Genomic DNA, 12,598 nt, shown 5'->3' with positions numbered 1-12,598 from the left:
ACCTCCTTTTTCACGCCAAATATAAGGTTGCATGACGCATAATTTCTCGTTCCGTAGCATTCTTTTGATCCAATATACCCGTAAGCCTTCCCTCACACATTACCATGATCCGATCAGACATACCTAAGATTTCAGGCATTTCAGAAGATATCATGATGATGCTCTTCCCTTGCTTGGCAAGCTCTGTAATAATCGTATAAATCTCAAATTTTGCACCAACATCGATACCGCGAGTTGGCTCATCAAGAAGCAATATATCCGGATCTGTAAGCAACCAGCGTCCAATTAAAACTTTTTGCTGATTCCCACCAGACAGATTCTTAATTAGTTCCTTTATCGAGGGAGTTTTTATTCTAAGCTTTTCAACACTCTTCACTGTATCTTCTTTCATCTTTTTCTCGTTAAGAAAGAAATAAGATGTTTGGTAAGCATTTAGATCAGCAATCGCTGTATTTTCAACCACAGGTAGGACCGGAAAAATCCCTGTAACACGACGTTCTTCCGTAAGTAAAGCAATTTTATATTTTTTTGCATCCGCAGGCGTCTTAATTGTAACCTCTTTTCCATTTAAAATAAATTTACCTTCTGCTATGGTACGCAGTCCAAAAATTGCTTCTACCAGCTCCGTACGCTGAGCACCTACAAGTCCGCTAATTCCAAGGACTTCGCCTTTTCGAAGATCAAATGTAATATTTTTAAAAGATCGAGGATTCGGTGATGTTAGATTTTCTACTCGCAAGACCACTTCACCCGGTACATTGCTGCGCTCTGGAAATCGTTGGGTGAGATCACGTCCCACCATCTTAGAGATAATCAAGTCTGTAGTCAGTTCTGAGGCATTCCAGGTACCAATATATTTGCCATCTCGCATAATCGTAACATCATCTGATATTTGGAGAATTTCTTCCATTTTATGAGATATATAAATGATCGAAACTCCTCTTTTTCGTAAGTCACGTATAATCTTAAATAACTGTTCCACCTCATTACCAGTCAAAGAAGATGTCGGTTCATCCATCACAATAATTTTCGAATTAAAGGATACAGCTTTAGCAATTTCGATAGACTGCACTTTCGATACCGATAAGGTTTTAACTAATGCATTAGGGTCAATATCAATTTCCAATTGTTGAAATAAGGCAGTAGTATCCGCATACATTTTTTTATGGTCTACAAATTGAAAGGGACCAAAACCAGTCATAGGAAAACGTCCTAACCATACATTTTCCATTACATCTCGATGAGGAACAGGATGCAATTCTTGATGAATCATGGATATACCATAATTCAATGCATCTTTAGAATTATGTATTTCTAGTTTTTGCTGATTTAAGATAATTTCACCAGCATCTTGCTGGTAAATTCCAAAAAGACATTTCATTAGCGTTGACTTGCCTGCACCATTTTCTCCCATAAGAGCGTGTACAGTACCAGGTCTAACTTTAAGTGTTACGTCATCAAGTGCTTTAACACCTGGAAACTCTTTAGAAATGTTATTCATCTCAAGTAAGAATTCAATTTCTGCCATTATTAAGCGCCTCTCTTTCTCTCAAAGGCAATTTTACTATCCATTAGTAAGTAAAATGGCAAGGGAAACTCAAAATACATTACCCCTTGCCATTTTTAAATTTTCCGATCCCAAAAGAAGATTTTTATTTGGCTTCGTTCATATTTTCTTTCGTAATTTTTTTATAATCAATCCAGACATACTTGCCATCTGTAATCGTATAACCAGTATTTTCTTTAGTCGGAGTCTGTCCTTGAGCTAATACATCAGTAAGATTGAAAGTAGCTTTTCCTTGATTATTTGCATCATTTAAAACCGTACCATAAAGTGTGCCCTCTTCCAAAGCTTTTAATGCAGGAGCAGTAGCATCAACACCAACTACAGGCATGAATTTTCCGTCTTTAAAATATCCCTTAGCTTTTAATGCCTCAATAGCACCTAAAGCCATATCATCATTATTTGCAAGTACAACATCAATTTTATCCCCATGAGCTGCTAGGAAAGCTGCCATTTTTTCTTGGCCTTTTACACGATCCCACATGGCGGTATCTTCAGCAACTTTTTCAACTTTTAAGCCAGCATCTTCAATTGCTTTAATAGCAAATTTAGTACGCATTTCAGCATCTTGGTGACCTGGCTCACCCTTTAACATAACATATCGGATGACTCCATCTTTGGTAGGGTGGGCTTTAAAATAGTCAACTACTAACTGACCTTCCATAATTCCAGACTGTTCAGCTTTAGCACCAACATAATATACCTTATCCCACTTTTTCATATCTTCTGGCAAAGGTTCACGATTCAAGAACACTACGGGGATATTTGCAGTTTTTGCTTTATCAATAATTACACCTGCCGCATTACGATCAACCGGATTAATGGCAAGAGCTTTTGCTTTTTTGTTAATAAATAAATCAACTTTATCGTTTTGGGTTGGTTGGGAGTTTTGGCTATCAACAATTTCCAATTGAGCTTTTCCTTCAGCAGCCTTGGAGATGGCACTTCGTACACCACTCATAAAAGTGTCATCAAATTTATAGATTGCGACACCAATTAAATTTTTACCACCTTTGTTTGCATCTGCAGCAGGTGGTGTCGAGCTAGAACATCCAGCTACCAATGCCCCTGCTAAGAGCGTTGCCATCATAAGTCCTTTCCAGTTTCTTTTCATAGATTAACCCTCCTCCAATAATTTAGTGTGGAATATTACAGATTATAACATCTAAGTACTTTTGATCTTATAATCGTACCACCATTAGCAATTACCGCTGCCCCAGCCATATTGATTCTGTAACTTCTGCAAATACAATATCGGCTACACCTTTTAGTGTATTTTCCGTTGTTGTAGTTAAAAAGTTAATTTCCAACACATCGCTAGAGCTTTCAAAAGAGCGATCTGTAACCGTTTGCCTAACTATATCTTCAATATATTGACGACCTCTTACTATGCCTCCGCCAATTATAAAAATTTCAGGATTAAACGTATTAACAAGATTTGCAATGCCAATACCCAAATATCTTGCTACCTGCCCTAACATACGAATCCCTAACTCGTCACCAGCATCTGCCGCTTCGTAAATAACCTCGGGAGTCAAATCTTCCAAATCACCATTCACCAAATCGCAAATAATAGAGCTTTGTCCTTCTTTAATCGCTTTTGCTACGGCATCCACTAACGCCTTCTCAGAAGCTAATGCTTCTAAACAACCATAATTTCCACAACTACATATAGGACCCGCAATATCAATTGTCGTGTGACCCACTTCACCTGCGCTGTCATTTACACCTCGATAAAGAGAACCATTAAAGATAATACCACCTCCAATACCATGACTTACTTTTAATAAAATCATACTATTGGCATCTTTTACTGAGCCATAATAATATTCACCATTACTTAATGCTTTTACATCATTTTCTATAAAGGCAGGCAAACCAATATGCTCCTCAATAATTTCTTTTAAGGGTGTATTCCGCCAGCCAATATTCGGGACAAATACCGCAATTCCATCTTTCCTTCTCACCGGACCGCGTACTACAACTCCAACGGCAAGCACAGGAACAGCAGCTTTTTTACGACAATCACTAATGATATCCAGCAGCATCTTTAAAATTTCATCTTCTTTTTTACCTTTAATATTTCTGCTGTCCTCTAATTGTATTTGAAATTCAGGATCTATCACATATCCGATCATTTTTTCAGATCGAATATATACAACAATCACGGTGGCCAATAGGCTATTAATTTTTAGTAACAATGGACGACGCCCACCGCTAGACTCTCCAATTCGGTCCTCCACTATCAAACTTAAATCTAGCAACTTTGTTGTAATATTGGTAACCGTCGGCGGAGTTAAACCTGTCAATTTAGAAATTTCCACCCTGGATAAGGGTCCCTGGCGTCGAATCACATTCAGCGTTAATGCATCATTACTGCTTCCAATTTTAAAACTATTTGCTATAATATTTTCCACTCTATCCCCTACCCTTTAGTGGCCTACACCATTAAAATCCTTCTGAACCAAGACTCCAAACGCAGTATCTAACGTTTATTTTATCTGCGAATACACACCTGATTTAACGTTTATTCAGATGCACGTATTCTGATCAGTATTATTTTTTATCAATTAGGAATATTAAGAATTTTTTTATGTAATCTACTATATACCAATTCTTACATTAATCAACAGCTTTTACACCGTCTGAAATGTTTGCTACATAAAAGTCTGGTTTTAACCCTGTTTTTTGTTCATAATTCTTACTTACTGACACTGTAAACAATTCTAATTGATCAGTTGCAACCAATGCAATAGCACAACCACCAAACCCAGCTCCTGTCATGCGGGCACCGATGCACCCAGCTCCCTTAAGAGCACACTCAACCATCGCATCTAATTCTAAACCTGTTACTTCATAATCATCTTTTAACGATAAATGAGACTGAATCATAAGATTAGCAAAGCCGGCAATATCCCCTTGACCAAGAAGCTCAACGGCTAATAAAACTCGCTGATTTTCCGATATAACATGACGCGCCCTGCGCTGCAATACATCATCCTTCACATACTTTTCTACATCCTCAAAAGACACTTGGCAAAGACTCGCCACTTGCCGATGCTCTCGTATCATCCGTAAGACTGCTTCGCATTCGCATCTGCGCTGATTATATTTGGATTCTGCCAACTCTCGTTTTTTATTGGTATTCATAATAACTAGACTATATACTCCTAATACAAAAGGAATATATTTATACTGCAATGTATCGCAATCCAATAATATAGCATGATCTTGTCTTCCCATCGCTACTGAAAATTGATCCATGATTCCACAATTAACACCCATGAATTGATTTTCTACCTGCTGACAGAACTTCGCCAATTCAACTTTATCTATAGTAGTTTCTCCGCATGCATATCGTAACATAAAGGTTATTAACACTAAGAGAGCTGCCGATGAAGAAAGACCTGCTCCATCAGGAAGGTTACCTGAAACTAAAATGTCACACCCTTTTAGCAAATATCCCTTATCCAGTAATTGCTTAATTACCCCCTTAGGATAATTAGCCCAACGTTCTTCTTGTTTAAACACAATTAGCTCTTTTAGATCTATAGAGACACTCGTCGATGCATTAGTAGATTTCAATTGAATTAGATTATCTGAACGAAAGCGTAATGCACCATAAATTCCTAAAGATAAAGCAGCTGGAAATACATAGCCACCATTATAGTCAATGTGCTCACCGATTAAATTCACCCTGCCAGGTGAAAAAAAGCAATGTATTGACTGTTTATTATTACTTCCATATTCTTTATTAAATCGATCCTTGAATTGAAGAATATTCATGATCAACCCCCCTAATGAATAGAGTTTATTTGTGCAAAACAGCTGATTTAACTGTAGACACGCAAAGAATGGGCATACTCTCTAAATCTCTTAAGGAAAAATACATCCTTTTTTATCGATGACTAGAATCAAAATACTTTTTTAAACATTTTATTAAGTCAAATATTGTATTCGCTATTATTTGGTAAATTCCTTTTTCATGGCCTTATTTTTCAGTTTTTTCCGATAACTTTTTTATAAATAAAAATAACTTAACAAAATGTTAAGTTATTCTACAATTTATTACAAGTACTTAATGAAATCTTTATGCACATACAATCATTTATCTACACGTATGAAATTAAATCTTCCCCTAGTTATTCTCTAAAATACGATCAATCGTCTCTAACTCTTCTACGGTGAAATCAAGATGCCGTAATGCTCCCACACAATCATCGATTTGGCTAGCCTTACTGGCACCAATTAATACAGAAGTCATTTGCTTCTTACGCAGAACCCAGGCCAAAGCCAACTGTGCCATACTTTGTTGTCTTTTTTCAGCAATCTTATTCAGCATGGTCACTTTCAAAATTAGATTTCCTGTAAGATCTTCTGATTTGAGAAAAGTACTGTGACCAGCAGCTCTGGAATCTTCTGGTACGCCATATAAATACCGGTTAGTCAGCACTCCCTTGCCTAAAGGAGAAAAAGCGATACAACCAACCCCTGCATCCTCTAATAAAGCAAGTAAACTTTCCTCAATCCACCGATCTAGCATGGAGTATCTAGGCTGATGAATCAGACAAGGTGTTCCCAACGCTTTAAGAATAGAAAAAGCCTTTTTCGCCTGAGCAGGTTTATAATTAGAAAGTCCAATATATAGTGCCTTGCCTTGGCGAACAATGTGGTCAAGTGCCCCCATTGTCTCCTCTAACGGAGTCATATCATCCGGACGATGATGGTAAAAAATATCCACATAATCTAACCCCATGCGTGTTAAACTTTGATCAATACTAGCAACCAGATATTTCTTAGAAGCAAAATCGCCATAAGGACCTGGCCACATTCTATACCCAGCTTTAGTAGATATCACCATCTCATCTCTATAGCTTTTAAAATCATCATGAAGAATTCTTCCAAAATTCTCTTCAGCAGATCCTGGAGGTGGACCATAGTTATTAGCAAGATCAAAGTGAGTAATCCCCAAATCAAAAGCTCGACGAACCATGGCACGGCTGTTCTCATAACGATCTACATCCCCAAAATTATGCCAAAGGCCTAGAGAAATCGCTGAAAGTTTCAATCCACTATTCCCACAATAATTGTATTTCATAGTATCATATCGTTCCGCGTGTGCCACATATGTCATTATGCTTCCCCTCACATCGTATCGTTGCTTTAACTACTCAACTCTTCTACAAGCTAGTGAACTTTAATCAACATCATGGAAACATCATCCATTACTTTTTCATCCGAAATGCCTGCAAATAATCGTAAAACTATATTAAAAAACTCTTCCGGATTCTCTTGAATAATATGCTTATAGTTCATAAAACAACCACTTAAATCCTGATAATTCATTTCCATATCATATTGCTCTCGAGTATTAAATAAGCCGTCTGTATAAAGAAAAATAATATCTTCATTACTCACTACAAACTTATGAGCATTATAATCTGCTGCCCCTTCCAAACCGACAGGTCTATCCTTGGAATAGAGAATATGCACTTGCTCTGTATCATGTGTATAAACCATAGGATAACTATGTCCAGCATTAGCGAATGTAAGAACATTTCCTTGCATTTTACCCACAATAGCAGTGAAAGAATAATCCCCTTGCATCATAGAATAAAAGGTGTTATTCATCTGATGCAAAACTTCTGCCGGACAAGCTAAGTACTTAATTGAGTTAGTAAAATCAACTTTAATCATCGAAGCAATCATTGCAGCTGCTACGCCATGACTTGACACATCTGCCATAATGAACCAGATACTATCTTCAAATTGTACACACTCATAGAAGTTTCCACCAATTTCGTCGCAAGCAAGATACTTACCGTACATGTCAGCCAGTGATCCTGTATTTGAGGTTGTCATTAATGTTTGCTGGAAAACACTTGCCAGCATCAGTTCCAACTTCATCTTTTCATGCATCCGCAGTAACATTTTGCGCTGAACATAGCTATCCAATGCATTTTTAACTTTTACAGGAACAACAAATTTTTTTTGCTCAATTGTCAGGGTTTTTGAAAAAAAATCATAAGCACCCAGTTCTAATGCTTGATTTACGCTATCAATATTATCCATTCCAGAATATACAATAACTGGAATATGCTTATATTTTTCATTAGCCTTTAGCTCTCTAAGTACATCAAATCCGTCTTTGCCCGGCATCATTAAGTCTAATATAATTAAATCTATATCATTGTCTTCAACTTCCTTAATAGCTTGAAAACCATCTTCCGCATCATAGAATTCAATTTGCTGCATGTCTTTTAACACTGCTTTAATTTGCTTTCGATTGAAGGCCATATCATCAACTATTAAAATACTATTTTTCATCAAACCACCTCCTAAAGTAATAAATAATCTCTTAAAATACAATTATTTAACTGTAGCAAACAAACTAAAATAAGTAAAATATACTAAATTTTACTTTACTGTCTTTTAGAAGAAAGTTTTTTTAGCTATAATAACTTCATTTTCTTGCTAATTAATCTCGTTATCTATGTGTTCTCTTCTACCTTAATGTAAATATTCCTTCCAGTACGATAATTACTCCAGTACTTTTTCCTTTATTCTCTAACTAAACTTTTAAGGTTGAAAATTAAACGTACTACAACTACGACTGAAATCCATCAAATCCTAAAAAAATTCCCAATACCCTTTGAATCAGATTGAAATATAACAATATACCGATGATAATGAGCATTATTCCTGATATTCCTTGTAAATACGGCAACCACTTCATAACAAATTTGATCCGAAAAAAATAGTTTTTAAAAAGAAAAGCCATTAATAAAAAAGGAACTGAAAATCCTAATGAATAGATAAACAACAAGAAAGCCCCCTGACCAAGAGTCGTAGCAGCACTTGCATACACTAAAATAGAAGCTAGAATTGGACCCGTGCAAGGCGTCCAGCCAGCTGTGAAAGCTACTCCCAATATAAATGCTCCAATTGGCCCTTGGAAGGTATTTTGTAATAACGGGCGATATTCTCGTTCTAGCCACTCTAATTTTATAATCCCTACTAAATGAATTCCCATAATCACCATAAAGATTGCACCTATCTGGCGAATGACGTTTTGATTGTCTAGAAAAATCTGTCCAAAATAAGAAGCTGTAGTTCCCATCATAACAAATACCAAGGTAAGCCCACTTAAAAAGCAACTTATCCGCAACACAAACGGCCATGTTATAACAAGATTATCAGCTTGTATTTTTTCAGATTCGACTCCTGTCAAAAAAGCCATATAAGTAGGCAATAAAGGTAATACGCAAGGAGATAAAAAAGAAAGAGTACCAGCAATAAATGCTGTTACTAAAGTAACTTCATTATAATCCATATTCATCCTCTATAAACTGTTTATTATGCCATCTAGCTGATTCATGGTCATTGCCCCCGATTGCCGATGCTTTATAAGACCATTTTTGTCCACTATAATCGTAGTAGGAATTGCAGTAATCTGAAATTGTTTAGCGACAATGCCATCTTTATCTAATAGAACAGGCATGGTATAATTATACCTATTCATAAAATCACTTACTTTTTCTTGAGACTCCTGCAAGTTAACAGCATAAAACTGTACCTTTTGTTGATTTTTCTTAGCAAACTTCTCTAATTCGGGCATTTCTTCCAAACAAGGCGGGCACCATGTAGCCCAGAAATTAATGACAGTAATCCTGCCCGTATTTCCAACTGTAACTTGATTGCCTGCCAAGCTATCAAGAGTAAAAGATGGTAAGTTTTTTCCCACCTTTACATCAATTTTTTCATCTGGTGGATGCGGAGTTGACTCTTTCTTTGATGACCCAATATACCAAACTCCTAGAAAGGCTAAAAGCACCACCAGCAGTGTAATAAATACTTTTCTTCTCATCATATCTGCCTCATCTCATTAATATTGTCTTATGATTTATTTAATATCCAAATTTTGTTATACTATTGATATAAGCTGAATGTACAAAAAGCATCTTACTAGGAGGACTTTATGCACCAATATCTTTTTTTTATAGGTGATTTCCCAATTCGGGCCTATGGTTTAATACTTAGTTTAAGCATTATTCTAGCAACAGGCACAGCATATTTTCTAGCAAAGCAAGATGGTCGCTGGCATGAACACGTTGTGGATATAGGGATTTATGGCGGCTTATCTGGCATTGTCGGCGCCCGCTTGTGGGATGTCTTTTTCTTTGATTGGGATTATTACCAGCATCATTTATTAGAAATTCCTTTCGTTTGGCAAGGTGGAATGGCAATACAAGGCGGCATCCTTTTCGGATTCCTTGCTGGATATATTTATACCAAACGTCATCACATTGATACTTGGGCCTTTGCTGATATTGTAGCCCCTGCAATCATCATGGGGCAGTCGATTGGACGCATGGCAAATTTATTAAATGGTGATGCTTTTGGACATCCTACAGGTGGTCCTTTTGGTATAATCTATCCTGCAACAACTTTAGCGTATCAAGTATATGGTGATAAACCTCTTTGGCCTGCAGAAATATGGGAAGGACAACTTGATATCATTATTTTTGTCCTATTACTTCTTTTTCGCACTACCAATCATGCTAAAGGTCAAGTATTCATTCTCTATGCAGTTCTATACTCTATCGCTCGTTTTTTCTTGGAATTTTTACGTGGTGACTATGGCACACTGCTTCTAGGCTTAAAATCTGCTCAGTTAACCAGCCTTGCCATAATCATTATCGGCAGTATCTTTTTTGTGTGGTGTGGTGTAAAGCAAAAATCACAACCTCCAGAACCTAAAAAAACAAAAGGGAAAAAATAATTTTCATTTATAGTATAACATTTAGGTCATTTCTCAATCTATTAAATATTAAAATTTTAAAAAATACAGCCTCAAAACCGAAAGGTTTGAGACTGTATTTTTTACTTTTCGCAGACGGCAATTACTTCAATTTCCACACTTACATCACGGGGCAACCTTGCAACTTGCACGCATGCTCTAGCTGGTGGCTCCGTTTTAAAATATTCTGCATACACTTTATTCATTGCAGCAAAATCTTCCATATCTTTTAAAAATACGCTTGTTTTTACTACATGCTCAAAAAGCAGTCCTTCTTTTTCTAAAATAGCCTTAAGATTGTTTAGCACCTGATAGGTTTGTGATTCAATTCCACCATAAACAATCTGTCCGGTCAACGGATCTAAAGGTATCTGTCCTGAAACAAATAAAAATCCATTGGCCTTAATTGCCTGTGAATATGGTCCAATCGCTTGAGGAGCAAAATCAGTATTAACTACAGTCTTCATATTCATTCTCCTTAAATTTTGACTTTAATATTTTATTATTTTCGTTATGAAGAAAAAAACTCCTGTAATTTTAGGCTGAAATTTACTTTTAATTGTAAATTTAATATCACACCTTATAGATCATATATACTATGATTCCACTTTGGCAAATAGCTTATTAGCTAGAAGAATTCCTGTGGGCGACACGGCCAGCCCACCTTGAGCAGTTTCTTTCAAGGTACAAGACATTGCATTTCCAACTGCCGCCATCGCATCAATGACTTCATCAACAGGTATAACACTACAAATTCCAGCTAATGCCATTTCAGCAGCTACCATCGCTTGAGCAGCAGCCCCTGCATTACGCTTTACGCAAGGCACCTCCACTAATCCAGCTACCGGGTCGCAAACTAATCCCAACATATTTTTCAAGGTAATCGCAACTGCTTGCCCCACTTGCTCAGGACTGCCCCCATATAGTTCTACAGCTGCACCCGCTGCCATGGCGGCGGCCGATCCGCACTCAGCTTGGCAGCCACCAGCTGCTCCTGACAAAGAAGCTCTGGAGGAAATCACCATGCCAATAGCACCAGCTACTATTAAAGCTTTCCCAAGTTCTCCCATGGAAAAGCCACGAGCTTCGGCCAAAGAAAATAAAACAGCCGGCAACGTACCGCTGGCTCCTGCTGTAGGAGCAGCCACGATACGCCCCATAGAAGCATTCGCTTCACCTACAGCCAGAGCAATCATTATGGCTTTAGACATCACACTTCCTACAACACTCTTATCAGTAGATTCGCTTCTGTATACCTCCACTTTTTTGCCATTACCACCAACCAGTCCTCCCATAGAAGCAATACCTGTAAGACCAATCGCAACAGATTGCTCCATTACATGTAACATGTCCTCCATGCGCTCGAGTAAAACTTTTTTATCTATCTCTAATTCTTTCGCTTGAAAGTCTATACAAAAATCACCAAAACTTATTTTTTTTGTTTCTGCCAGATCAATCCATTCTTGCAAAGATAACTTTTCTTCCATACTTTTTCCACCTCATCACTTTACCCTCTTATACTAATTGAATACGGCGCACCGATTGTATATGAGGCAACTTTCCAATAACCTCAAACGCTGCATCATCAATTGGCTGATCCGTCTCAACAATCATAGCAGCTAAACCACCTTTTTGTTTGCGAAATACTTTCATTTGTGCAACATTTACACCTTGTGTAGATAAAATACTTGTAACTAAGGCAATGGCACCAGGACGGTCACGATGCATTGTTAAAATGGCTGGGAAGTCACCATTAAATTCTACAGGAAAATCATCTATATTCGTTACCACAACACGGCCACCACCAATCGAAGCTCCGGTTACTATACACTTATTTCCATTCACACCAGTCAGCCAAAACCGAACCGAATTAGGATGAGACAAATCACCTAAGTTAATCGTGCTAAAAGAAATATCAAATTTCGCTTCTTTTGCTGAATCAAAAGATTTTGGAATTCGGGTATCATCTGTTGCCCACCCCTGCAGACCCGCTGACAAAGCTAAATCGGTACCATGTCCTCGATACGTTTGGGCAAAAGAGCCATGCAAACCAATCACAGCCTCTTTCACACCTTCTCCCAAAATAGCTAATGCTAAATTTCCTAAACGCACTGCACCAGCTGTATGAGAACTGGAAGGACCAATCATGACTGGACCAATTACATCAAAAATATTCATTCAAAAATTCATCTCCTTCAAGATGCGTATAACTCAAAATTCCCAAATGTACCCAT

At 37.3% G+C, this 12,598-nt stretch carries 12 protein-coding genes; 1 reads left to right on the top strand and 11 read right to left on the bottom strand.

What is annotated here, in order from left to right; genetic code table 11:
• Positions 1-10: 10 nt before the first annotated feature.
• From BMZ99_RS00225 to BMZ99_RS00190, 8 genes are all read right to left on the bottom strand, one after another.
• Positions 11-1,528 carry a sugar ABC transporter ATP-binding protein gene (locus BMZ99_RS00225; protein WP_090931787.1) on the bottom strand — a complete coding sequence of 506 codons (1,518 nt, stop codon included), beginning with the start codon at positions 1,526-1,528 and terminating at the stop codon, positions 11-13.
• 124 nt (positions 1,529-1,652) lie between these two features.
• Positions 1,653-2,678, bottom strand: a complete 1,026-nt coding sequence (locus BMZ99_RS00220; protein WP_090931786.1) for a galactose ABC transporter substrate-binding protein — start codon at positions 2,676-2,678, stop codon at positions 1,653-1,655.
• Between the two features lie 91 nt (positions 2,679-2,769).
• Positions 2,770-3,981, bottom strand: a complete 1,212-nt coding sequence (locus tag BMZ99_RS00215; protein ID WP_090931784.1) for an ROK family transcriptional regulator — start codon at positions 3,979-3,981, stop codon at positions 2,770-2,772.
• Positions 3,982-4,186: 205 nt separating this feature from the next.
• Positions 4,187-5,350: a galactokinase gene (locus tag BMZ99_RS00210; RefSeq protein ID WP_090931782.1), complete on the bottom strand. Its 1,164-nt coding sequence runs from the start codon at positions 5,348-5,350 to the stop codon at positions 4,187-4,189.
• Between the two features lie 352 nt (positions 5,351-5,702).
• Entirely contained in the window at positions 5,703-6,698 is a 996-nt protein-coding gene (gene mgrA, locus BMZ99_RS00205; protein ID WP_090931780.1) for an L-glyceraldehyde 3-phosphate reductase, read from the bottom strand.
• 53 nt (positions 6,699-6,751) lie between these two features.
• The gene (locus BMZ99_RS00200; protein WP_090931778.1) at positions 6,752-7,891 is read right to left on the bottom strand and encodes a PP2C family protein-serine/threonine phosphatase; all 1,140 of its coding nucleotides are present in this window, start codon (positions 7,889-7,891) and stop codon (positions 6,752-6,754) included.
• A 280-nt stretch (positions 7,892-8,171) separates the two neighbouring features.
• The gene (locus tag BMZ99_RS00195; protein ID WP_090931776.1) at positions 8,172-8,897 is read right to left on the bottom strand and encodes a cytochrome c biogenesis CcdA family protein; all 726 of its coding nucleotides are present in this window, start codon (positions 8,895-8,897) and stop codon (positions 8,172-8,174) included.
• A 9-nt stretch (positions 8,898-8,906) separates the two neighbouring features.
• Entirely contained in the window at positions 8,907-9,434 is a 528-nt protein-coding gene (locus BMZ99_RS00190) for a TlpA family protein disulfide reductase (RefSeq protein ID WP_245754742.1), read from the bottom strand.
• 108 nt (positions 9,435-9,542) lie between these two features.
• Here BMZ99_RS00190 and lgt point away from each other — a divergent pair, with 108 nt between their 5' ends.
• Positions 9,543-10,346 carry a prolipoprotein diacylglyceryl transferase gene (lgt, locus tag BMZ99_RS00185; protein WP_090931772.1) on the top strand — a complete coding sequence of 268 codons (804 nt, stop codon included), beginning with the start codon at positions 9,543-9,545 and terminating at the stop codon, positions 10,344-10,346.
• A gap of 101 nt (positions 10,347-10,447) precedes the next feature.
• Here the strand turns inward: lgt and BMZ99_RS00180 are convergent, their stop codons facing one another.
• The 3 genes from BMZ99_RS00180 to sdaAB form a co-directional block, all read right to left on the bottom strand.
• Positions 10,448-10,831, bottom strand: a complete 384-nt coding sequence (locus BMZ99_RS00180) for a RidA family protein (protein ID WP_090931770.1) — start codon at positions 10,829-10,831, stop codon at positions 10,448-10,450.
• 129 nt (positions 10,832-10,960) lie between these two features.
• Positions 10,961-11,851: an L-serine ammonia-lyase, iron-sulfur-dependent, subunit alpha gene (sdaAA, locus tag BMZ99_RS00175; protein ID WP_090931768.1), complete on the bottom strand. Its 891-nt coding sequence runs from the start codon at positions 11,849-11,851 to the stop codon at positions 10,961-10,963.
• Positions 11,852-11,879: 28 nt separating this feature from the next.
• Positions 11,880-12,542, bottom strand: a complete 663-nt coding sequence (sdaAB, locus tag BMZ99_RS00170; protein WP_090931766.1) for an L-serine ammonia-lyase, iron-sulfur-dependent subunit beta — start codon at positions 12,540-12,542, stop codon at positions 11,880-11,882.
• Positions 12,543-12,598: the final 56 nt, after the last annotated feature.

Source organism: Pelosinus propionicus DSM 13327, assembly GCF_900114615.1.
In the GTDB taxonomy this organism is placed as follows: domain Bacteria; phylum Bacillota; class Negativicutes; order DSM-13327; family DSM-13327; genus Pelosinus; species Pelosinus propionicus.
This window is presented reverse-complemented; position numbering and strand designations above follow the sequence as displayed.

Bases quoted from the DNA above. Each gene is read 5' to 3' on its own strand.
- BMZ99_RS00225 (WP_090931787.1), bottom strand. From the start codon at position 1,528: ATGGCAGAAATTGAATTCTTACTTGAGATGAATAACATTTCTAAAGAG.
- BMZ99_RS00220 (WP_090931786.1), bottom strand. From the start codon at position 2,678: ATGAAAAGAAACTGGAAAGGACTTATGATGGCAACGCTCTTAGCAGGG.
- BMZ99_RS00210 (WP_090931782.1), bottom strand. From the start codon at position 5,350: ATGAATATTCTTCAATTCAAGGATCGATTTAATAAAGAATATGGAAGT.
- mgrA (WP_090931780.1), bottom strand. From the start codon at position 6,698: ATGACATATGTGGCACACGCGGAACGATATGATACTATGAAATACAAT.
- BMZ99_RS00200 (WP_090931778.1), bottom strand. From the start codon at position 7,891: ATGAAAAATAGTATTTTAATAGTTGATGATATGGCCTTCAATCGAAAG.
- BMZ99_RS00195 (WP_090931776.1), bottom strand. From the start codon at position 8,897: ATGGATTATAATGAAGTTACTTTAGTAACAGCATTTATTGCTGGTACT.
- BMZ99_RS00190 (WP_245754742.1), bottom strand. From the start codon at position 9,434: ATGATGAGAAGAAAAGTATTTATTACACTGCTGGTGGTGCTTTTAGCC.
- lgt (WP_090931772.1), top strand. From the start codon at position 9,543: ATGCACCAATATCTTTTTTTTATAGGTGATTTCCCAATTCGGGCCTAT.
- BMZ99_RS00180 (WP_090931770.1), bottom strand. From the start codon at position 10,831: ATGAAGACTGTAGTTAATACTGATTTTGCTCCTCAAGCGATTGGACCA.
- sdaAA (WP_090931768.1), bottom strand. From the start codon at position 11,851: ATGGAAGAAAAGTTATCTTTGCAAGAATGGATTGATCTGGCAGAAACA.
- sdaAB (WP_090931766.1), bottom strand. From the start codon at position 12,542: ATGAATATTTTTGATGTAATTGGTCCAGTCATGATTGGTCCTTCCAGT.